Annotated in this window: 26 protein-coding genes and 1 other annotated feature; of the genes, 24 read left to right on the top strand and 2 right to left on the bottom strand. The window is 36.4% G+C overall.

Features of this window, described 5'->3' with window-relative positions:
• Positions 1–9 precede the first annotated feature (9 nt).
• The 22 genes from mreC (at position 10) to yajC (ending at position 17,580) form a co-directional block, all read left to right on the top strand.
• On the top strand, positions 10–891 hold the full coding sequence (gene mreC / locus KQI49_RS06735; protein WP_216487603.1) for a rod shape-determining protein MreC: 882 nt from the start codon (positions 10–12) through the stop codon (positions 889–891).
• A complete protein-coding gene (gene mreD / locus KQI49_RS06730) occupies positions 891–1,415 on the top strand; it encodes a rod shape-determining protein MreD (protein WP_216487602.1) in 525 nt (174 codons plus the stop codon). The genes mreC and mreD overlap by 1 nt, the downstream gene beginning before the upstream one ends.
• Positions 1,416–1,475: 60 nt before the next feature.
• Positions 1,476–2,162: a septum site-determining protein MinC gene (gene minC, locus KQI49_RS06725; RefSeq protein WP_216487601.1), complete on the top strand. Its 687-nt coding sequence runs from the start codon at positions 1,476–1,478 to the stop codon at positions 2,160–2,162.
• Positions 2,155–2,952 (top strand): septum site-determining protein MinD, encoded by a 798-nt coding sequence (gene minD, locus KQI49_RS06720; protein WP_216487600.1) that lies wholly within the window; start codon positions 2,155–2,157, stop codon positions 2,950–2,952. Before minC ends, minD begins: the two co-directional genes overlap by 8 nt.
• A gap of 441 nt (positions 2,953–3,393) precedes the next feature.
• Positions 3,394–4,176, top strand: coding sequence for a M23 family metallopeptidase (locus tag KQI49_RS06715; RefSeq protein ID WP_216487599.1), 783 nt, complete (start codon positions 3,394–3,396; stop codon positions 4,174–4,176).
• Positions 4,163–5,065, top strand: a complete 903-nt coding sequence (locus tag KQI49_RS06710; RefSeq protein ID WP_216487598.1) for a M50 family metallopeptidase — start codon at positions 4,163–4,165, stop codon at positions 5,063–5,065. The genes KQI49_RS06715 and KQI49_RS06710 overlap by 14 nt, the downstream gene beginning before the upstream one ends.
• 34 nt (positions 5,066–5,099) lie before the next feature.
• Positions 5,100–5,172: a sequence feature (ribosomal protein L21 leader region), on the top strand.
• A 13-nt stretch (positions 5,173–5,185) separates the two neighbouring features.
• Positions 5,186–5,494 (top strand): 50S ribosomal protein L21, encoded by a 309-nt coding sequence (rplU, locus tag KQI49_RS06705; RefSeq protein ID WP_216487597.1) that lies wholly within the window; start codon positions 5,186–5,188, stop codon positions 5,492–5,494.
• 13 nt (positions 5,495–5,507) lie between these two features.
• Positions 5,508–5,849: a ribosomal-processing cysteine protease Prp gene (locus KQI49_RS06700; protein ID WP_216487596.1), complete on the top strand. Its 342-nt coding sequence runs from the start codon at positions 5,508–5,510 to the stop codon at positions 5,847–5,849.
• Positions 5,849–6,145, top strand: coding sequence for a 50S ribosomal protein L27 (rpmA, locus tag KQI49_RS06695; RefSeq protein ID WP_216487595.1), 297 nt, complete (start codon positions 5,849–5,851; stop codon positions 6,143–6,145). The genes KQI49_RS06700 and rpmA overlap by 1 nt, the downstream gene beginning before the upstream one ends.
• Before the next feature lie 825 nt (positions 6,146–6,970).
• The gene (locus tag KQI49_RS06690) at positions 6,971–7,486 is read left to right on the top strand and encodes a Spo0B domain-containing protein (RefSeq protein WP_216487594.1); all 516 of its coding nucleotides are present in this window, start codon (positions 6,971–6,973) and stop codon (positions 7,484–7,486) included.
• 14 nt (positions 7,487–7,500) lie between these two features.
• Positions 7,501–8,781, top strand: coding sequence for a GTPase ObgE (gene obgE / locus KQI49_RS06685; RefSeq protein ID WP_216487593.1), 1,281 nt, complete (start codon positions 7,501–7,503; stop codon positions 8,779–8,781).
• Positions 8,782–8,808: 27 nt separating this feature from the next.
• On the top strand, positions 8,809–9,258 hold the full coding sequence (locus KQI49_RS06680; RefSeq protein WP_216487592.1) for an ACT domain-containing protein: 450 nt from the start codon (positions 8,809–8,811) through the stop codon (positions 9,256–9,258).
• A gap of 213 nt (positions 9,259–9,471) precedes the next feature.
• Positions 9,472–10,470, top strand: a complete 999-nt coding sequence (safA, locus tag KQI49_RS18545; RefSeq protein WP_253286701.1) for a SafA/ExsA family spore coat assembly protein — start codon at positions 9,472–9,474, stop codon at positions 10,468–10,470.
• A gap of 3 nt (positions 10,471–10,473) precedes the next feature.
• Positions 10,474–11,445: a phosphotransferase gene (locus tag KQI49_RS06670; RefSeq protein WP_216487591.1), complete on the top strand. Its 972-nt coding sequence runs from the start codon at positions 10,474–10,476 to the stop codon at positions 11,443–11,445.
• Positions 11,446–11,483: 38 nt separating this feature from the next.
• Positions 11,484–12,227, top strand: coding sequence for an NAD(+) synthase (gene nadE, locus KQI49_RS06665; protein WP_216487656.1), 744 nt, complete (start codon positions 11,484–11,486; stop codon positions 12,225–12,227).
• Positions 12,228–12,433: 206 nt separating this feature from the next.
• On the top strand, positions 12,434–13,165 hold the full coding sequence (locus tag KQI49_RS06660) for a YebC/PmpR family DNA-binding transcriptional regulator (protein WP_216487590.1): 732 nt from the start codon (positions 12,434–12,436) through the stop codon (positions 13,163–13,165).
• 101 nt (positions 13,166–13,266) lie between these two features.
• The gene (ruvA, locus tag KQI49_RS06655) at positions 13,267–13,869 is read left to right on the top strand and encodes a Holliday junction branch migration protein RuvA (protein ID WP_216487589.1); all 603 of its coding nucleotides are present in this window, start codon (positions 13,267–13,269) and stop codon (positions 13,867–13,869) included.
• A 16-nt stretch (positions 13,870–13,885) separates the two neighbouring features.
• Complete coding sequence (gene ruvB, locus KQI49_RS06650) at positions 13,886–14,884, top strand: Holliday junction branch migration DNA helicase RuvB (RefSeq protein WP_216487588.1); 999 nt, start codon at positions 13,886–13,888, stop codon at positions 14,882–14,884.
• 3 nt (positions 14,885–14,887) lie between these two features.
• A complete protein-coding gene (locus tag KQI49_RS06645) occupies positions 14,888–15,085 on the top strand; it encodes a DUF2905 domain-containing protein (protein ID WP_216487587.1) in 198 nt (65 codons plus the stop codon).
• A gap of 21 nt (positions 15,086–15,106) precedes the next feature.
• Positions 15,107–16,135, top strand: a complete 1,029-nt coding sequence (gene queA / locus KQI49_RS06640; RefSeq protein ID WP_216487586.1) for a tRNA preQ1(34) S-adenosylmethionine ribosyltransferase-isomerase QueA — start codon at positions 15,107–15,109, stop codon at positions 16,133–16,135.
• 16 nt (positions 16,136–16,151) lie between these two features.
• Positions 16,152–17,294, top strand: a complete 1,143-nt coding sequence (tgt, locus tag KQI49_RS06635) for a tRNA guanosine(34) transglycosylase Tgt (RefSeq protein WP_216487585.1) — start codon at positions 16,152–16,154, stop codon at positions 17,292–17,294.
• Between the two features lie 16 nt (positions 17,295–17,310).
• Complete coding sequence (gene yajC / locus KQI49_RS06630; RefSeq protein WP_253286700.1) at positions 17,311–17,580, top strand: preprotein translocase subunit YajC; 270 nt, start codon at positions 17,311–17,313, stop codon at positions 17,578–17,580.
• Positions 17,581–17,652: 72 nt separating this feature from the next.
• On the opposite strand, the gene KQI49_RS06625 is transcribed toward yajC, so the two are convergent.
• Together KQI49_RS06625 and spoVB are read right to left on the bottom strand one after the other, a co-directional pair.
• Positions 17,653–18,036 carry a TIGR04086 family membrane protein gene (locus tag KQI49_RS06625; RefSeq protein ID WP_216487583.1) on the bottom strand — a complete coding sequence of 128 codons (384 nt, stop codon included), beginning with the start codon at positions 18,034–18,036 and terminating at the stop codon, positions 17,653–17,655.
• Between the two features lie 77 nt (positions 18,037–18,113).
• The gene (gene spoVB, locus KQI49_RS06620; protein WP_216487582.1) at positions 18,114–19,664 is read right to left on the bottom strand and encodes a stage V sporulation protein B; all 1,551 of its coding nucleotides are present in this window, start codon (positions 19,662–19,664) and stop codon (positions 18,114–18,116) included.
• Positions 19,665–19,787: 123 nt separating this feature from the next.
• Between spoVB and KQI49_RS06615 the strand changes: the two genes are divergently transcribed.
• Both KQI49_RS06615 and secDF read left to right on the top strand, forming a co-directional pair.
• A complete protein-coding gene (locus tag KQI49_RS06615; RefSeq protein ID WP_216487581.1) occupies positions 19,788–20,078 on the top strand; it encodes a post-transcriptional regulator in 291 nt (96 codons plus the stop codon).
• A gap of 55 nt (positions 20,079–20,133) precedes the next feature.
• A complete protein-coding gene (gene secDF / locus KQI49_RS06610) occupies positions 20,134–22,389 on the top strand; it encodes a protein translocase subunit SecDF (protein ID WP_216487580.1) in 2,256 nt (751 codons plus the stop codon).
• The last annotated feature ends 358 nt before the right edge of the window (positions 22,390–22,747 follow it).

The raw sequence follows: 22,747 nt of genomic DNA, 5'->3' as shown, positions 1-22,747 counted from the left end.
GTTGTTTTGATGTCATTATTTCGAAAAAAACGGTTATTTATCCTATTAATAGGGATTATTATTCTTGTTGTTTTGATTGGTTATTCGTTAAGAGATAGAGACCGACTAACAACTGCAGAACAATTTGTTAGTGATACAGTGGGTTGGGCTCAAAGCGTTATCTATACACCTGTAAACTTCTTTACTGACATGTTTACAAATATAGGGGATATTAAGAAGACCTATCAAGAAAATCAACTTTTAAAGGAAAAAGTATCAGAATATAAAACATTGATTTATGAAGTGCAAGAATTGAAAGAAGAAAATGAAGAACTAAGAGAGTCGCTCGAGGTTACTGATTCCATCAGAGACTATAATTCCATCCAAGCAACAGTCATTTCTCGATCACCGGAAAGATGGATTGATCAGGTGACAATTAATAAGGGTGAGCAAGCAGGTGTGAAGAAAAACATGGCCGTCATTACTGCTGAAGGAATGGTTGGAAAGATTCAATCAACATCAAAATTCACCTCAACAGTTCAATTATTAACAGGATTTGATCAAAATAGCCGAATATCGGCTTCTATTTCCCGAAAAAAAGGTGAAGATATTGTTGGTTTAACTGAAGAATATGATGAAGAAAATCATTCTTTAATGTTTAAAATAATTGATGAATCCGATAAAGACCTAAAAGAGGATGAGTTGGTAGTTTCCTCAGGACTAGGTGGTGTTTTCCCAGCAGGTCTGCCAATTGGAAAAGTAAAAGAAGTTATACCCGATCAATACGGCTTAACACAAACGGCGTTAATTGAACCTTCTGCTGATATGTATGATATCGACCATGTGATTGTAGTTGATCGTACTTTAGAGGGAACAGATGATATGATGGATGATGAGGAGGAGGGTGAGTAATGAACAGATTTTACTTACCTCTCGTACTATTCCTAGTTATGGTGTTAGAAGGAGTGGCCTTAGAGTTATTGCCTGTAAATATTACAAGTGGTAAATCATTGATCATCTCTCATTGGGTTTTAATTTGCCTAGTCTTCTCCGCGATATTTTATGATGATGAAGAATCAAACTACTCTTTGATTTATGCAATCATTTTTGGTTTATTAATTGATGTGGTGTACATTCATGTTTTAGGTGTTTATATGTTTACGTACGCAATCACAATCTATATAATAAAGAAACTAACGAGGTTGCTACATAGTAACCTAGCTTCAACTTTATTGTTTGGTATATTGGGAATTATTTTGGCTGATTGGCTTATTTATTTAATTTTTACAATGATTGGATATACAGACTTATCATTGGGCGATTATTTAATATATCGTTTGTTGCCAACTATGTTAGCGAATATTATCTTTTTAATTTTAATTTATCCAATTCTTTCTAAGAAGTTTTCTCAATGGCAAGTTGGATATAGCTCGTAGACCGAAGTCTTAGCAACTCTTTAAACGAATGACTGTGGGTGTAAGTGAGGTGAATAGTGCATGGTGAAAAAACAACAACTAATATTAATTAAAGGTACTAGGGAAGGGCTCACATTATTTATAGATGATACGTGCTCATTTGAAGAGGCATTAGCTGAGCTACGTGAAACACTCACTTCCAGCCAAAGACAAAAAGACGAGCCCAATGTTCCGGTAACGGTTAAATTAGGTAATCGTTACTTACATAAAGAACAATTAAACAAACTTGAAAATATAATTGAAGAAGGAAATAATTTTACTCTCCAATCTTGCGACTCCAATTTGATAACTCGAGAAGAAGCACTGACATGGTTGGCAAACGATGAAATTAAATCCATTAATCGTATTGTCCGTTCTGGTCAAGTCCTTGAAGTCACAGGTGATTTATTGCTGATTGGGGATGTTAATCCAGGTGGTAAGGTCATATCAACTGGTAACGTTTATATTATGGGGAAACTAAATGGCATTGCTCATGCAGGCAGTGACGGAGATTATCAAGCAATAATTGTTGCTTCATATATGAAACCAAGTCAACTAAGAATAGCTGATTATATCAGTCGTGCCCCTGATTATGAGCCACAAGGAATTTATATGGAATGTGGATATATCGATGAAAAACAGGATAAGATTATGATTGATAGATTACAAGTGCTAACTCAGAAACGAAAGAGTTTAAGTGGATTCGAAAGGAGAATGCTGAATGGGTGAAGCCATAGTCATTACATCGGGTAAAGGCGGTGTTGGTAAAACAACAACTACGGCAAATATTGGAACCGCTTTGGCATTAATGGGAAAGAAAGTATGTTTAATAGATACGGATATCGGTCTACGTAATTTGGACGTGATAATGGGGCTTGAGAATAGAATTATTTATGATATTGTTGACGTTATTCAAGGAAGATGTAAAACGAATCAGGCGTTGATTAAAGATAAACGATTTGAATTTCTTTCTTTACTACCAGCAGCACAAACAAGTGATAAATCTGCTATTACCAAAGAAGGTATGGTAGATATTATTAAAGAGTTAAAAGAGGAATATGATTATATTATTATTGATTGTCCGGCTGGTATTGAACAAGGATTTCAAAATGCGATTGCCGGCGCAGATAAAGCCATTGTTGTCACGACACCTGAAAAATCAAGTGTTCGTGATGGAGACCGTATTATTGGACTACTAGAACAAGAAGAAATCGATCCGCCAGTCCTTGTTATAAATCGCATTCGTAATCACATGATGAAAAATGGGGATATGATGAGTATCGATGATATAGTTCAAGTTTTATCTATTGATTTAATTGGCATTGTTTTAGATGACGACGAAGTAATTAAAGCTTCAAATGAAGGTGAACCGATTGCATTTCAACCTAAATCTAAAGCGTCAATTGCTTATCGAAACATTGCCAGACGTATATTAGGTGAAACTGTACCTTTACAATCTCTTGAAGATGACACAGGTGTCTTTAAGAAGATAAAACAATTCCTAGGTATGCGATCATAAATACAGACTGATAGATGAATATGAATGGATGAATGAGACACCGTTTCTTCATTCATTTTTTTATGTTCATTTATAAAAGATATTTATATTATCTATAAATTGCGACATAGTGACACATTAATAATGCGGATCTTTTTATGCTAATAATTTGAGTGAGAACGCCATCGTTTCTGCAGAACACCTCGCCCTGAGAGGAATTGCAGATCATTTTTCCTGCTTCAGCCTCCGATGTAAAGGATGGGATATAGACGAAAGTGCATAAGTCCAGCGGAGACGCATAGACCAGGATGAAGACGCAAAGAGTTTACTCAGTTTATATCTATTGCGTCAAAAATTAATGTGATAAAGCTTTGGTAGTTGGTGTCGAAATATTAACTCATATCTCGCCTCTTACATTCATAGACTTGTACAAATGATTAAAAGAGGATAGTGGGTGAGCTAATGAATAAAGGAGTTCGGCGTGTTAGAAAATCAATAAGTAAACGTAAAAAAATGAGAGGATTTCCGAATGAAAAGAACAGGAAACATATAAACGATATAACACCAGTATTGCCTCAAGAAGAAGAGAAACATGGGGTTTACCCAAGTTTTTTTGAAAACATTTCAACAAAAAACAAAAGTGATCCTTCTAATCGTTCTGTTTCCACGTTTTTATTAAAAGGAACCCTTTCGGTTATTCTTTTTTTAAGCGTGGCTATTTTATGGGAGTCTGATGTAGAATATTTCCCCCGTGTTGAAAAATGGACAACTTATGCTTTGACAGAGGAATTTCCATTTGCAAAGGTAAATCATTGGTATAAAACAACATTTGGACATCCTATGTCTCTGACTAATAGACATAAAGAGGTTGTTCAGGACACAAATCCGGTTGTGTTGCCTGCAAGTGGTTCTGTAGCACAAACGTTTCAAGATAACGGACAAGGTATCATGATAGCACCTGAGAAAGAAATCGATGTGTCTGCCATGGAAGAGGGTATTGTTATTTTTGCTGGAAATGATCAAGATACGCAAAAGACAATCATTATCCAACATCCAGATGGATCACAAACAACATACGGGCACTTAGAGGCTATTGATGTTCATTTATATCAGTTTATCGAGAGTAATCAAGTGGTCGGTCAATTTACACCATCAAAAAAAAATGAATGGGTTTACTTTTCAATAAAAAAGGATAATCAATATATCGATCCAGCTCAGGTGATAAAAGTCGATGATAGGCAGTAAATTACTTCCACCCATTCATATTCATCCAATTCTTATAATATTTATTATTATTTCTTTTGTAACCGGTACTTTTATGCAATTATTTGTTATTTTAATTATCGTGTTAATCCATGAACTCGGGCATTATTCGATGGCTAAGTTTTTTAAATGGCGTATTAAGCGGGTAATGTTATGGATATTTGGAGGCGTCATGGAAACAGATGAACACGGAAGCAGGCCGGTTCATGAAGAATTACTTGTTACGATTGCCGGTCCATTGCAGCATGTATTCATCTACTTTTTACTTTATTTAAATAGTTTTAATTCTGTACAACTAGTAAGTATTCCTATAGTCGATATGGTGCTTTATTATAATACACTGATATTAATTTTTAATTTATTGCCGATTTGGCCATTAGATGGTGGGAAAATTTTATTTTTGATATTATCTAAATTTACCCCTTTTCAAAAAGCGTATAATATGAATATCATTATTTCTATGATTGGTTCCTTGTTTTTTTTGCTTATACAAATTCTTATGTATTCATTTAATTTAAGTGCTTTTTTAATTCTTATGTTTTTATTTATGGAAAATAGATCCGAATGGAAAAAACGTTATTATGTTTTTATTCGTTTTTTACTTAATAGGTATCAGGGACACAGTGGTCTTAATAACGTGAGAAATATTTCTGTGCCATATTATACGCCTTTAATGAAAGTGTTTTCTCAATTTTATAAAGATGAAAAACACTTTATATATGTAACTTATCCTAATAAAAGAAGACAGCTTTTAGATGAAAATGATTGCCTGCATTCATATTTTTATGAAAAGAAAGTGAACGTAGAAATTGGCGATTTGAAAAATGATTATCTTGAAGAAAAGTTTTCAACTCTTGACAAAAAGCTATAGAACGTGGTAATATCGTAATGTTCTTTATGTAGCACCAGTGCTACAACCGCACAGATCAGGTTTTAAATCTATAAATAGATACCTGTATGGCGAGTCTTAGTTAACAGGGAGGTGCAGTTAATGTACGCAATTATTGAAACAGGCGGTAAACAAGTAAAAGTTACTGAAGGTCAAGAAATCTATGTTGAAAAAGTGTCAGCTGACGCAGAAGAAACAATGACATTTGACAAAGTTCTTTTTGTAGGTGGAGATGATGTAAAAGTTGGCTCTCCATATGTCGAAGGAGCAACAGTAACAGCTAAAGTTGCTAAACAAGGACTTCAGAAGAAGATAACAGTTTTCAAATATAAGCCTAAGAAAAACTATAGCCGTAAACAAGGACACCGTCAGCCTTACACAAAATTAGTAGTTGAAAAGATTAATTTATAAGGATTGACAAAAGATGATTGAGGTAACCATCTATAAACAAAAAAGTAAAATTTCTTCATTTGAAATTTCTGGACATGCTGAGAGTGGTCCATATGGATACGATTTAGTTTGTGCAGCGGTTTCCGCCGTGTCCTTTGGTTCAGTTAATGCAGTCATGGAATTATGTGAAGTAAGTCTTGACATAGATCAAGGTCGTGAAGGTGGCTATCTTTTCGTGGAAATACCTCAACCGATTAATGTCCAGTTATGGAATAAAGTTTCTTTATTGTTTGAAGCTATGGTTGTTTCCTTACAGACGATTGAAGAAGAGTATGGTCAGTTCATAAAAATAAAAGAAAATAAGGAGGGATTATGATGCTACGATTAGATTTACAGTTTTTCGCACAGAAAAAAGGTGCTGGTAGTACTAGGAATGGTCGTGATTCACATGCTAAACGTTTAGGTTCTAAGCGTGCAGATGGACAATTCGTAACAGGTGGATCAATTCTATTCCGTCAGCGTGGAACCTCCATTTATCCAGGTGAAAACGTAGGAATCGGTGGAGACGATACACTTTTTGCTAAGATTGATGGTGTTGTTAAATACGAACGCGTTGGTCGTAAACGCAGAAAAGTAAGTGTCTATCCAGAAGTAGAAGAAGTTGCACAGTAATTGTTAAAAGCTCTAACCTAGTTGGTTAGAGCTTTTTTGGGCTTTATAATCAACCAAGCAGTCGCATTATACATAAACTGCGCAGTAATTTAACACTATCTATTAAAAGAATGAGGTAAACTATCGCTACGGAAATACGCTACGCTTTCCGTGGGCGGCTGATGAGCCTCCTCGGGCGAGCCCTGCGGGGTCTCATCTAGGCCTCAGCTCCCACAAAGGTTTTCGGTGGGACGAAGCTTGCTGCAGTCCCAGGAGTCTCCGCGTATTTCCTCCGCTTATAATTGCTTACTTTCACGACAAGAAGAAGTCTGTAATACTTAATCATTTGGCGAATGTCTAATCATAAATCGTAGAGTCTATAATAGCGTAGGCAGAATACGCAGACTCCTCGAAAATACAAACCAATTTTCTTCGTGCGATGTAACGCTTCGAAGCTTTCCTTGTCCTATGGGAAAAGCAAATGGTCTTCGATGGGGCGAACGATAGTGCAGTCCCACGAGTCTGAAGACCCCGGAAGAAGCGTTCTTTGCTTCTGAGGAGGCTGAAGTGGGAAGAATGAAACCCAATTCTTCCTGGCCCATGGAAAGCGAAGTATTCTGCCGGAGCGAGGTCACGCACTCAATTTGCTAGGATTAAAAGGACCACATATTTAATTGTCACTATGTCGCAGTTTATATCTTATGCGACGAAATATTAGGTTGTGTGGAAGAACTATACAAGAATAAAGAGTTAGAAGTTCACTTCAACATATGAATATTATTTTATCAAACATGAACTTGGTCTTAATATTTGATATACTTTCTAACAGGACAAGGGGGAGAGTATGTGAGAAATGAGGAAGTTATTGAATTACTTCAGCATTATCGACATGATCTAATGAATCAAGTACAAATTATTAAAGGGTATTTAAGCATGAAAAAGTATGACCAAGTTAGTCATAAATTGGATGAATTAGTTGAGGGCTTCACAGAAGAAAGAAAGCTAATGAATTTAAACACACCAGAATTCAATTTATGGATTATTAGATTTAATATGTGGCATAAAAACATTCGTTTATCGTATAACATACATACCGACAAACCCTTAAAAGAATTGGACAATGAGTTTGTAAGTCAATGTAAACAAGTAGTGAATTCAATAGAAATGTCCATATTAGATAGTGAATTGTATGAAATGACAATTGATTTAGATGAAAATGTGAATAAGATTGAATTAATTATTACAATAAAAGGGTATTTTAGTGATAAGAGTAATATGATTAAAAACTTAAATAGACTAGGGGAGCAATTAGAAACCAATGACGAAAAGACGCGTTACAGATTGTTATTCCCGAATGATTAAAGAGGTGATTTAGCTTGTTTATTGATCAGGCCAGTGTATATGTCAAGGCAGGTGACGGAGGAAATGGTCTTGTTGCCTATCGACGCGAAAAGTATGTACCTAAGGGTGGACCCGCAGGAGGAGATGGCGGAGATGGTGGAAATGTTGTATTTAAAGTGGATGAAGGTCTTAACACATTAATGGACTTTAGATATAACCGTCATTTCAAAGCAAAACGTGGGGAAAATGGAATGAGTCAAAATCAACATGGTAAAAATGCTGAACCATTAGTTGTTGCAGTCCCACCGGGAACCAAAGTCATTGATGAAGATACAGATCAAGTCATTGCAGATTTAACGCAACATGAACAGGAAGCAGTGATTGTTAAAGGGGGGCGTGGAGGTCGAGGAAACAGCAGGTTTCAAAGCCCGCGTAATCCAGCACCTGCATTTGCTGAAAATGGAGAACCTGGACAGGAAAGAAATATAGTTGTTGAATTAAACTTAATTGCCGATGTCGGGCTCGTTGGCTTTCCAAGTGTAGGAAAGTCAACGTTATTATCGACTGTAACTTCAGCCAAACCTAAAATAGCCGATTATCATTTTACGACCCTCGTACCTAATTTGGGTGTCGTTGATACTCAAGATCAAAGAAGTTTTGTGATGGCTGATTTGCCTGGTTTGATTGAAGGCGCACATCAGGGCATAGGACTGGGCTACCAGTTTTTAAGGCACGTTGAACGCACGCGAGTGATTGTTCATATTATTGATATGGCAGCTATCGAGGGTAGAGACCCTTATGAAGATTATTTGACTATCAATAAAGAACTGAAAGAATATGATCAAAAATTAATGAGTCGCCCTCAATTAATTGTAGCCAATAAAATGGATATGCCAGGAGCTGATGATAATTTAAAGAAATTCAAGAACAAGTTAGATGATAACGTGGATATATATCCTATTTCTACGATTACTAAAGAGGGAGTCAGAGATCTTCTGTTTGCCATAGCTAACCTCTTAGACCAGATTCCGAAAGATGTTGTAGATATTGAAGAAACAGAGCATAAGGTTGTCTATCGCCATGAAAAAGAAGAAGCTCCCTTTACAATCTCACGTGATACGGATGGAGCATTTAAGTTATCTGGTCATGAAATTGAACGGCTGTTTCAAATGACAGACTTCGCAAGAGAGGAAGCAGCACAAAGGTTTTCTAGACAATTGAGAACAATGGGTGTAGATAAAGCGTTAAGAGACAAGGGAGTTAAGGACGGAGATACTATTCGATTAATGGATTACGAGTTTGAATTTATTGAATAAGAAATCTCAAATAAATGAGGAATGAGCATGATTGAGGGGAAAGAAAAGTTTTACCTAGTTAAAAGTAGTGTATTACCCGAAGCAATGTTGAAAACAATCAAGGCTAAAAAATTGCTTGAAGAAGGAAAAACGAAAACGATTCATCAGGCAGTAAGGCAAGTTGGATTATCTAGGAGTGCTTTTTATAAGTATAAAAACGCCGTATTTCCATTTCAATCACTTGTTAAAGATGAAATCGTCACTCTTTTTATCCATTTAGATGATCATCTAGGGACGTTATCACATCTATTAGGAATTGTTTCTAAACACGGTTGTAATGTTCTAACCGTTCATCAGACGATACCTATTCAGGGAACAGCAAATGTCACACTGTCTTTAGAAATGACACATTTAAATACTACAATCGAGATGATGCTAAAAGAATTAGGAGAAATTGAATTTGTAAAGCGTGTTGAACTTCTAAGTTCTGAAGCTTAACCACATGAAGCTGTCTGATCCACTAAGGATTAGGCGGCTTTTTTTGTGTATCCAGCCGAAATAACGCCAATTATCTATTGTAATATAAGGAAACATGAGAATAAAATCAATGCTTATCGTGTTTTTGTATATTCTCTTCAACATTTGGCAAAAGGTTGCATATGTTGGTATAGAGTAATTAGCCTAGTTTTTAGGAAAGGAGATAAGATTATCTTGAAAATACACATTGTACAAAAAGGAGATACATTGTGGGAAATTGCAAAAATGTATGGTGTTGATTTTGAAGAATTAAAGCAGGCAAACACCCAAATATCAAGCCCTGATATGATTATGCCAGGGATGAAGATCAAAGTTCCTAGCACAAGTAAGTCAGTAAAAAAGGAAAAACCAGTAAAAGAGAAAAAAATAAAGGAAAAAGAAACTAAAGAACAGCAAATTAAAAAGCCCACTCCAGTAATTGAAGGAGATGAAAAAGAAAAGAAAAAAGAGGTAAAACCTGAAATGCCTTTACCACAAATGCCTCAGACGCCACAAATACCTGAATATCCAATTATGAAGATGCCCACAATTGAACAAGAAATGAAAAATTATACAATGATTAATATGCCTCAAACTAAGGAAAAAGAAAAAGAGGTACCAAAAGAAACTCAACCACAAAAAGAGCATAAAAAAGAGCATAAAGAATCAAAAGAATTCGAAGATAAGATGCCATCAGTGCCGCAACATGTGCCAACGCCACCACCAATGCAGGAAGAAGTGGGCGGACATGGACATTATACACATATGTGCCCAGTTTGCTGCAATTACTTCGCACCAGTACCGCAAGTTCCCCCTATGATAGAGGGTCAACACTGTGGATGTCATTCTATGGGAGGATACATGCCAGGACAGCATTACGACAATTTTCACATGGGCGGTTATACAGGAGGCCAGCCGCATGGTCATCACTTTACGCAAGGTTACATGCCTTACCCACCAATGATGCCTGGATATCATGCAGGATCAATGGAAATGCCCCCTCAACCTGTGAAACCGAAGGAAGACTGTGGGTGTGAGAAAGACAATTATCAATCGTATTATGCTCTCTCACCGAAACCGTCAATAGAATTGACTGATAAAAAACCGATGAATCATTATCCACCAGCGCCACATAACCATTCTGAAAATTACTACCCAGCCCCTCCACATTTTAGAGCTGAAGAGGAAGAGTAAACGGTGAAAAATATTCGATATGAAGACAGAGACGACATCTTTTACAATCGTCTCTCTTCTTTTTTGTTTAATAAAGGTCAATTAGAGCCGAAAAAAATATCCACTATTAAGCCTCGCGTTTATTACATTGAAACGCTTAATAATGATTTGTTGGTTTTGAAAGCACATAAAAATAAAGAAAGCGTGGCTCAACAATGGAAGTTTTTTAATGAAATTAAAGGACGAGAATCCAATTCTATCCTATTTAAATTGTTTCCTAACGGCAAAAAAGTAATTAAATGTAATACTTACATTTGGACGATATCCCCGTATGTCTCTGGAAAAAAAGTTAACTATCGCTCTTGTGAGGAGCGAAGAAGTGTTGTGGCAGCGTTAAAAAAATTTCATAAATGTGCAACGGGAATAAAAATTAAACCAATGAAGAAAAACACCTTAATTACGGAGAGATGGTATAATCGCTTAAATACATTTAAAAAAACTGAATATATTTTTATAGAACATGGTTTTGAAAAACTCTATATGGATATAGTACATTTAACTGAAAAATATTTACTAAAGCTCTCTCGTTTACCGTGGTCTATTTCAGAAATAAAAGCGATTGAGAGAGGAACATGGATTCATGGAGATGTCGCTTCCCATAATTTTATTATAAATAAACAAATTTACCTTATTGATTTTGATCTGTTGGCCTGTAGACCTCAAATTTATGATTTCATTCAGCTGAGTCAACGATTTTTACCGTATATTCAGTGGAATTTGGACTCCTTATTAGCTTATGAAATGATGAACTCTGAAAATATGAGAAGGTTTCTTTTAGGAACACTTCTCCCAACTGACGTCATAAGGGAATGGATTTATTTTATTTCGCATAAATCAAACCAAGCTATTCGAAACTATTTAGTGAAAATGGACTTCAAATGGGAAAAACGTAAAATATTTTCACAACGGGCTGACACAATGTTAAAATTAATATAACTAGTAAGGGTTTTTAAAATGGAGTGATAATAGTGGAAATGCAAAAAACAATTGATGACATCGTGACATGGCTAGCAACAAAGGTAAAAGAAACAGGTGTGGAAGGTTTAGTAGTTGGCGTGAGTGGCGGGCTTGATTCAGCTGTAGTAGCTCATCTTATCCAAAGAGCAATGCCAGATGCCTCCCTTGGTGTGATGATGCCTTTAAATACGAAAGAACAAGATATGGTTCATGCTAATAAAGTAATCAAAAGTTGTGGCATTCAAGGGTTAACTGTTGATTTATCAGAAACTCACCAATTAATGTTTAAGCAAATCAAAGATGAAATTAAGGATGAATTCAATGAAAGTCATGGACAGTTGGCTGATGCTAACTTAAGAGCAAGGCTTAGAATGAGCACACTATACACTATAGCGACAAATTACAATTATTTAGTTGTTGGTACAGACAATGCTTCTGAGTATTTTACAGGCTATTTTACGAAGTATGGTGATGGTGGGGTTGATATCCAGCCGATTATTGATTTTACTAAAGCGGAGGTCAGGGAGATGGCTACTGTTTTAGGTGTCCCTGATGAAGTCGTGCAGAAGAAACCGAGCGCTGACTTATGGGTTGGCCAGACCGATGAAGATGAAATGGGTACAACGTATGATAAGATTGATGCTTATATTCAAGGCGAAGAAATCCCCGAAAAGGATAAAGAAATTATAGAAAAAATGCATAAAAAATCAATGCATAAACGTGTCCCACTCCCAAAATATCATCGAAAGAAACTTTTCTAGGGGACAAAAGCTATCCCTAAAGCAGTTTGGAAATAAATAATAATCAATTATTAAGTCCGAACATCATTCGAAAAAGTTGTCAATGTTTCGAATATGTTCGGACTACATATTTCTAATTTATTGCGTAAGATCAACAGTTGAGCCTTTTATTGAAGTGGATTTTTTGGTATAGTTAAAAAGGAATTTCTAGAGAGGAGAGTGTGCAGGTGGCAGGTCATTCTAAATGGAACAATATTAAAAGAAGAAAAGGTGCGCAAGACGCTAAAAAAGGCAAGATTTTCATGCGTCATGCTAAAGATATTTATACAGCGGCTAAAGAAGGTGGGGGAGACCCTGATACTAACGCGGCTTTAAGAACAGCAATTGATAATGCAAGAGCTGATAATATGCCTAACGATAATATAGAACGCAATATAAAAAAGGCAACAGGTACGCTTGAGGGCGTCACCTATGAAGAGATAACTTATGAAGGTTATGGTCCGGGTGGCGTAGCTGTTATTGTAAATGTGCTGACAGATAACCGTAATCGAACGGCATCTGAAGTACGCCATGCATTTAGTAAACACGGTGGCAACTTGGGGGAAACTGGGAGTGTATCCTTTATGTTTGATCGAAAAGGTTATATTGTTATTGCAAATGAAGATGGCAGCATAGATGAGGACGATATAACACTAGAGGCTATAGAAGCAGGCGCAGAAGATATATTAAAGGAAGAAGATATTTATGAAGTAACGACGGTACCCGAGGATTTTAAAGACGTCTGTGACCATCTGAAATCTCACGGTTATGAACTGGAAGATGCGGAAGTTACGTTAATCCCCCAGACTTATACATCTTTATCTGATAAAGATGAAGAAAAAATGCTTAATCTTATAGAAATGCTAGAAGATGAAGAAGACGTTCAAGATATTCACCATAATTTAAAGCAAAGTGAGTAGCTGAGAAACTTCCATTCCGTTGAATGGAAGTTTTACATTTTTCTATGTATAATTTATTCTTATGTTAAAATGAGGGAAGGAATAATAGAGGAGAAGATGTAATGATCGCATACGTGAAGGGAACATTGTCTTACATACAAGAAGAAGTCATTATCGTTGACGTAGGTGGTATAGGATATGAAATTCTATGTTCAAATCCTTATTTTTTTCAGACGTCTTTAAACGAAGAAGTAAAAATATACACATATCATCATGTAAGAGAGGATACTCAAGCCTTATTTGGATTTAAAAATGAAGATGAAAAAAACTTGTTTATGAAATTGATCTCTGTTTCAGGTATCGGACCTAAAAGTGCTTTAGCGATAATCGGAAGTGTTGATATTCCTGAGTTTGTTGCAGCTGTCGAAAGAGAGGACGATAAATATTTAACAAGTTTCCCTGGAGTCGGAAAGAAAACATCACGCCAAATTATTCTTGACTTGAAAGGTAAATTGACTGCTTTATTTTCAATATCTGACACTCGTGAACAATCTGAATCTAATACCAGTACGCAAATAGAACTTAAAGAAACACAAGAAGCTTTGAAGGCTTTAGGGTATACAAGTAGAGAGATCAACGATATTACCCCACAATTACAAAAAGAGAAGCTTTCGAATACAGATGAAATGATTCGAAAAGCTCTATCTTTACTTATGAAAAACTAAAAAGGAGGGAAATATAATGGAAGAACGGATGGTAACGGGCGAGCAACAAGAAGAGGATGCTGGCATAGAGCTTAGTTTACGACCAACTTCTTTAAAACAATATATCGGCCAACATAAAGTTAAAGAAAACCTGAGAATATTCATAGAAGCTGCGAAAATGCGAAATGAACCTTTGGATCATGTATTGCTTTATGGACCACCTGGACTTGGTAAAACAACGTTGGCTGCTATTATTGCCAATGAAATGGAAGTTCAATTCAGGTCCACTTCAGGCCCAGCAGTCGAAAGAGCTGGAGATCTTGCTGCTATATTATCATCGCTCGAGCCAGGAGACGTCCTTTTTATTGATGAGATACATCGCTTGCCAAGAACTGTTGAAGAGGTTTTATATTCAGCTATGGAAGATTTCTTCTTAGATATTGTCATTGGTACTGGTCCAAGTGCCCGTTCAGTTAGGATTGACTTGCCTCCATTCACATTGATAGGAGCAACGACAAGGGCGGGACTCTTGTCAGCACCTCTTCGTGATCGTTTTGGTGTGCTAAGTCGATTGGAATTCTACGAAGCAAAAGACTTATGTGCTATTATCGACCGAACCGCTGAGATATTTGAAACGGCAATCTCTCAAGAAGCGGCAGATGAAATATCAAAACGCTCAAGAGGAACGCCTAGAATTGCTAACCGATTATTGAAGCGCGTAAGGGATATCTCTCAAGTGAAAGGTGAAAAGGAAATTGGCTTTGAAACGACACAATTAGCTTTAAATATGCTTCAAGTAGATACGATTGGACTTGATCATATAGATCACAAACTATTGAAGAGTATTATTGAAAGCTTCAAAGGTGGGCCAGTTGGTCTAGATACAATTGCTGCAACCATTGGAGAGGAGTCTCAAACGATTGAGGATGTTTATGAACCTTACCTCCTTCAAATTGGATTTTTACAACGAACTCCAAGGGGCAGAGTTGTTACGGCAAAGGCCTATCATCATTTTGGCTTGAAAGCGAATGAATAAAAAATGAATGTTGGAAAAGTATTTATATTTCTTGGTATCGTCTTTCTACTGATCGGTTTATTATGGTCTATTATTGGAAAATTACCAGGGGATATTGTTTTTAAAAAAGGGAAGACAACGATCTATTTTCCGATTATGACGTCAATTGTTGTTAGCATTATTTTATCAATTGTTATGGTTATCATTAGTAAATTCAGATGAATTGTTAGTTAGGAGTTTATTATGCGTATTGAAGAATTTGATTTTAATCTACCAGAAAACCTTATCGCTCAAACACCACTTAAAGACCGTACCGCATCTCGGTTGTTAGTCCTTGACAAAGCAACGAAAAAAATTGAGCATAAACATTTTAAAGATATAAAGGATTACCTAAAAGAAGGTGATTGTTTAGTTCTTAATGATACCCGGGTATTACCAGCACGGTTGTATGGGGCAAAAAAAGATACAGGAGCAAAAATCGAGATCCTTCTATTACACCAACAAGAAGATGATAGGTGGGAGGTTTTAGTTAAACCAGCCAAAAAAGTTAAAATTGGAACGAAGCTAACCTTTGGAAATGGTAAACTTGAAGCAACCTGTATTGAAATAAAGGAACATGGCGGTCGCATATTGGAGTTCTCTTATGACGGAATTTTTTATGAAATATTGGAAGCACTAGGTGAGATGCCGTTGCCCCCTTATATAAAGGAACAACTGTCTGAACAGGAAAGGTACCAAACGGTTTACGCAAAAGAAAAGGGATCTGCTGCTGCTCCAACTGCTGGGTTACATTTTACAAATGAACTGCTAGAAGAGATTAGAGCAATGGGAGTAAAAGTGGAGTTTATAACATTGCATGTTGGACTTGGCACATTTAGACCTGTGAATGTCGAGGAGATTGACAAGCACCATATGCACTCGGAATTCTACCATATGTCTCAAAAAACTGCAGATATACTTACAAAAACGAGAGAAAACAACCAGCGTATTATAACAGTTGGTACGACATCTACACGAACATTAGAAACGATCGCCCGAGATAATGATGGTTCATTTGTTGAGAAGAGTGGTTGGACAGATATTTTTATATATCCACCGTATCAATTTAAGGCGATTGACGGATTAGTTACCAATTTTCATTTACCTAAATCAAGTCTTATCATGATGATCAGTGCATTTGCTGGAAGAGAGACTATATTATCTGCTTATGAAGAAGCTATCGAGAAACAATACCGATTCTTTAGTTTCGGAGATGCTATGTTAATAATTTAGAAAGGGAAGAAATAAGATGACGACACCTATAACATATGAATTATTTAAAACATGTAAACAAACAGGTGCAAGACTTGGACGTGTTCATACCCCACACGGCTCATTCGATACACCAACCTTTATGCCTGTCGGTACATTAGCTACTGTAAAGACGATGAGTCCTGAAGATTTAAAATCAATGGAAGCTAATATTATCTTATCTAACACGTATCATTTGTGGTTAAGACCTGGGGAAGAAGTTATTAAAGAAGCAGGTGGCCTTCATAAATTTATGAATTGGGATAAGGCCATATTAACGGATTCAGGTGGCTTTCAAGTGTTTAGCTTAAGCGAACGTAGAGAAATTAAAGAAGAAGGTGTGCATTTCAGAAGTCACTTAGACGGAAGAAAACTATTTCTATCACCTGAAAAAGCAATGCAAATCCAAAATATACTAGGTTCAGACATTATGATGGCTTTTGATGAATGTCCACCATATCCAGCTTCACATGACTATATGAAAGCCTCTGTTGAAAGAACTTCACGTTGGGCAGAAAGATGTCTCGAAGCTCATGAGCGTTCAAATGAACAAGGATTATTCGGTATTATCCAAGGTGGAGAATATGAAGATTTACGAGAGCTCAGTGCTAAAGACCTTACGTCCCTCGACTTTCCAGGGTATGCGATTGGTGGTTTATCTGTTGGGGAACCAAAAGATATTATGAACCGAATGTTGGAATTCACTACGCCATTACTTCCTAACGACAAACCTCGTTATTTAATGGGCGTTGGTTCGCCAGACTCTTTAATTGATGGAGCAATTCGTGGCATTGACATGTTCGACTGTGTCTTACCAACGAGAATCGCACGTAACGGAACATGTATGACTTCAAATGGCAGATTGGTTGTTAGGAATGCTAAATATGCGAAAGATTTTAATCCTATTGATGAAAATTGTGATTGTCATGTATGCCAAAACTACACGCGTGCGTATATCCGCCACTTAATTAAGTGCAATGAAACACTTGGATTTAGACTTACTACTTATCATAACCTATATTTTCTGTTAAAATTGATGAGACAAGTACGACAGGCGATTAAAGAAGATCGACTTGGAGACTTTAAAGAAGCATTCTTTGAACAATATGGTTTGAATCAACCGAATGCAAGAAACTTTTAAGGAAGGAGGGGTAGATATGGATGCTGGTGCATTATCCCCTTTGATTATGCTTGTATTGATGTTTGCCATCTTTTATTTCTTGCTTATTCGTCCACAACAAAAGCGACAAAAGCAAGTTAGAGAAATGCAAGATTCACTTGAAAAAGGACAATCCGTTATCACAATTGGTGGGTTTCATGGTGTTATCCATGCGATTGATGAAGGAACGGTTGTTCTCGAATCAGACGAAGGCGTTAAGCTTACATACGATCGTACGGCGATTCGTGAAGTTAAAAGCGAAGAATGATAATGAATATTCGAAAAGGATGTCCACTTACAACAGATGGGACATCCTTTTTGAATGGAATATATTCCATTATTATTTTTCACTATTTTCAACAAACACATTTACACCGACGACTCCACCAAGCAGGGCAACAGCAATATATCCTGCATGATGAATCATTTGCTCCAAAGAAAAACCTTGTTTATAGCCTAAATACTGAACTAGAAATGTAAATAGAGTAAAACCTGCACCAGTGATTCCACCAACAATCCATCCCTTGGCTTTCCCTTTGATACCTGCTACTAGTCCCCCTGTGAATAGAGAAATGAGTCCGATCACAAGAGTTACCCATGAAAGGGTCGGTTCATTGAATGATGAGAACTTTAATAGCAAGGCCAATAAAACGCTAGCGATAAATGTTAACCCTAAAATAATAATCCAGCCGTATAGAATTCCTGTAAACTTTTGATTATACACATGTATCCCCCCTATTTTTGTCCTAAATTATTAATAGTCTATTCAAATTTTATAAAAAAAGACGAAAAAAATTAAAATTAAAGCCATTTATTAATAAAAGGTATCTGCTTAAGCTCATCTTTTGAAATAAATCGCAAAAGAAATAGATAGGCAATATAAATGATACTTAAAATGAGAAGAATCAGTACAAATATGAATATATTCGGGTCTGTTTTTAGATAGATGTTTTTTAACATACTACCAGTCCACCAAGTAAGTACTAATAACAAAATCATTTTACAAATATCAATGAATGGAATGTAAAATTGAATCGCTTTTCTTAAAGTAAATAAATGTAGTAATGTTATTAAGACAACGCCCACACACATTGCAATTGCTACACCATATATTCCAATTGCTCTATTTGAAGCTAATAAAAAGAGAACAGTATATTTAACGACTGAACCAATTAAGCTATTCCACATAGCAGGTTTTGCTAGATCGAGAGCTTGGAGTGCTGACTGAAGAGGAGATTGGATATAAAGTAATATATAAAAAGGTGCCATTAAAACTAAAAAATAACTTGCATTCCCTGTTCCATACATATATGTTAATATAGTGGCCGCAAAAAGTGTGAGAACGACTGTGGCAATTGCCCCTGAAGCAAATGAAATTCGAATGGATTGATGAATTCGATAATGGATTAATGGTTGATTTCTACTCGCGTCTGCTTCAGATATATTTGGAACAAGCGCGACTGCTAGTGAATGTGTAATAAATGTAGGTAAAAATAACAAGGGCATAACATAACCAGTTAATTCTCCATATTGCTTTGTAACAAGCACACTGGAAAATCCAGCAATAGCTAGACTTTGAGCTACAATGATAGGCTCTAAAAAGTTTGAAAAAGAACCTATCAATCTGCTGCCTGTACTTGGTAATGCAATTGAAAAAAGCTCTTTCATCGTATCTTTACTCGTTTTTAAATAGGAAAAGAATCGGTATCTAATTTTAAAAGGTTTATTTCTTTTAAAATGCCAAAACATATAGAGTAAAGAAATACCTTCACCAAGGATGACACTAAACATAGCACCTGCAGCGGCATATTCAACTCCGAGTGGTAACAAAAGTTTCACAAATAAAGCGACACATGTAATTCTTACAACTTGCTCAATGACCTGTGCATAACTTTGGGGTTTCATGTTCTGTTTTCCCTGGAAGTAACCTTTAATTACTGAGGATAAGGCAATAATAGGTACAATAGGACTTATGGCTATTAAAGGGAAAACTGTCCGGCTGTCGGTTAAAAATGTATTAGCAATGATAGGTGAGACAAGGATCATACCGATTGTGAAAAAGACACTCGCAGAGCCGGTTAAAATAAGAGAAACAACTAGAATTCGTTTAATTTTCGCCCCGTCATTTTGTGCCTCTGCCTCGGCTACACGTTTTGAAATAGCTACAGGTAGACCTAATTGTGTAAGAGCGATAACTAAAAACAAGGTAGGAAGAGCCATCATGTAAAGACCCACCCCTTCCTCACCCATAAGTCGTGCTACTACTAAACGGTTAATAAATCCTAGAAACCTAGTTATCATTCCTGCTATAATTAAAGTTATAGTGCCTTGTAAAAATGTTTGTTTTGACAACTTGGAAGACCTACCTTCTCAAAAAATAAATTTTGCTATACAATGATATATATATGCATATGAGTGGTCCAAGCATGACAAGAAGGTATTTTTATTTTGGAAACGCCAGTGAGGGGGATTATAATGGAGGCAGAACGATCGGTTGAAGAGTGGAGAGAAAAACTAATACCAGCCCTGGAAAGTAAAGTAGAAGAGTTCCATCTAATGGGTTATAATCAAGCGACTATTGAGAACATCTGGACTTGCTTACAGGAAAAGGTTTGGAAGGGAACTCCTCATAAGCGATTGCACGAGGTTACTCAAGATATTTTTCATCTTAGTGGCCCTATTTTTATGAGTTACCTGACAGTCGATGCTTATAAAGATGATTCAAATTTAATGTCTTCAATCCAAGCAGTTATGGGGGGAAAATAAAGTGCTGGATTTACATATATTGAAAGTTGTAGCCTGGTAAGGAGGAAATCAGTCAATGAAAAATAGAGGTAGAATTGTTGTTTTTTTTCTAATCGTCCTTTTATTTGCAGGATTGATTGGGACGACATCTAAAGGAATTATGAAAGATATTAATTTAGGTTTAGATTTACAGGGAGGTTTTGAAATCCTCTATGAGGTTGAGCCTGTAGATTCTGATCAAAAAGTTTCTAAAGATTTAATGGAAGGAACGGTTCAAACGCTTTACGACCGTGTTGACCGTTTAGGAATAAGTGAAGCCAATATCGATATTGAAGGAGAAGACCGAATAAGGGTCCAATTAGCAGGTGTTGAAGATCAAGAGCAAGCTAGAGATATGCTCGCAACATCGGCTAGACTTACTTTTAGAGATGTCGATGACAATAAATTACTTGACGGTTCCGATGTTAAAGAAGGCAGTGCTAAACAGGACTTCCACCCAGAAAAAAATACACCGATTGTGACATTACAACTAAAGGATGCTAGTAAATTTGCTGATGTAACGACGAAAATTAAAAATATGGGACCACCAGACAATTTACTCGTTATTTGGATGGACTATCAAGAAGGAGATTCTTTTGCGGAAGAAGCACAAAAAGATGAACCTAAATTTGTTTCCTCACCAGGTGTATCTGAAACATTGAATACATCCAATGTCATGATAGAAGGAAATTTCACTGTTGAATCTGCTAAATATTTAGCTGATATTATTAATTCGGGTTCGCTTCCTGTCAATATGGAAGAGCTTTATTCTACGTCGGTAGGTGCCCAATTTGGTGAACAAGCCCTAAATCAAACTATTTTTGCAGGAATTATTGGGATAGGTTTAATTTTTGTTTTTATGTTAGTCGTTTATCGTTTTCCAGGCCTTATAGCTGTTATTAACTTAAGTATCTATATTTACTTAATACTTCTTGTCTTTAACTTAATGAACGGTGTGTTAACATTGCCGGGGATTGCAGCTTTAATACTTGGTGTAGGGATGGCGGTAGATGCCAACGTAATTACATTTGAACGGATTAAAGAGGAAATACGATCTGGAAAGTCAATTATTGCCTCGTTTAAAGCTGGGACTAAGAATTCCTTGGTAACCATTTTGGATGCTAATATTACAACATTATTAGCTGCAACGATTCTATTCTTCTATGGTACAAGTTCTATTAAAGGATTCGCGACCATGTTAATCGTTAGTATCTTAGTCAGCTTCATAACGGCTGTGTTTGGAACAAGATTATTAATGCAACTTTGGATTAAGAGTCCATTTTTGAAAAAGCGTCCAACATGGTTTGGTGTTAAGAAAGACTCAATTAAAGACATTGCCGCAAAAGAAGAAAAAGAAGCTACATTTATGAATCGTAAAGTTAATGTAGTCCAGCATCGCAAGAAATTCTTTATAGCTTCCACCTTGATGGTTGTGCTAGGAGGTATTTCACTCGCTCTTTTCCAACTTAATCCAGGTATTGACTTTACAAGTGGAACACGTGTTGAGGTGTTAGCCGACAATGCGCTTAGTTCAGAAGAAATTAGTGACGGTTTAGATGAATTAGGTTTGGATGCCAAATCGATTGTCATCTCAGGTGATAAAAATGTTATAGCGGTTAGTCGCTTTGACACCGTGTTGTCCAAAGAAAAGGTAAATGAAGTCAAACAATTCTTCGGTGATAAGTATGGAAATGAGCCTAACGTGAGTGTTGTTTCACCAATTGTTGGACAAGAACTAGTTAAAAATGCTGCGATGGCTGTAGCGATAGCATCAGTTGGTATGATCTTATACGTCACCATTCGATTTGAGTTATTCTTTGGAATAACGGCGATAATTACTTTACTTCATGATGCGTTTTTCATGCTTGTTCTATTCTCTATAACTCGTATCGAGTTTGATGTGACCATAGTGGCGGCTATTTTAACCATTATCGGTTATTCGATAAACGATACGATTGTAACTTTTGACCGGATAAGAGAGAATTTACGTAAAACGAAACAAGTTAAATCATTTAAAGAACTAGCAAGAATCGTAAATAACAGCTTACTACAGACATTTACGCGAAGTATTAATACGTCTGTGACAACCTTAATTGCTGTTTTAGCCTTCTTAATATTAGGTGCTCAATCCATATTTGGATTTGCTCTTGCTTTAGCTATAGGATTACTAATGGGAACATACTCTTCATTGTTCCTCGCATCACAGTTATGGCTCGTATGGCGTGGTAAAAATATCAAGAAAAAACCAGTAGACTTCAGAAAGAAAAAACGAGTAGAAGGCCCACAAGTCTAAACTTAAATTATTATCAAGCCTACATGGTAACCCCCTAAGGTAGATCATATCTAACTTTAGGGGGTTTTATGTTACAGCCGATCTATTAATGGTGAACAGTATACATAAACTGTGACATAGTGACAATTAATAATGTGTATCTTTTTATTCTGGCAAATTGAGTGCATACACCATCGCTACGGCAGAATACTTCGCTTTCCACGGGCACGGCCTCAGCCTCCTCGCGGAATAACCCTCCGCTGCGGGGTCTTCAGACTCGTGGGACTGCACTATCGTTCGTCCCATCGAAAACCATTTGCTGTTCTCGCAGGAGTCTACGTATTCTGCCTACGCTGGATTGACATTTTTTGATTATTAA

It is taken from the genome of Virgibacillus sp. MSJ-26 (assembly GCF_018918075.1).
Lineage (GTDB): Bacteria > Bacillota > Bacilli > Bacillales > Amphibacillaceae > MSJ-26.
This window is presented reverse-complemented; position numbering and strand designations above follow the sequence as displayed.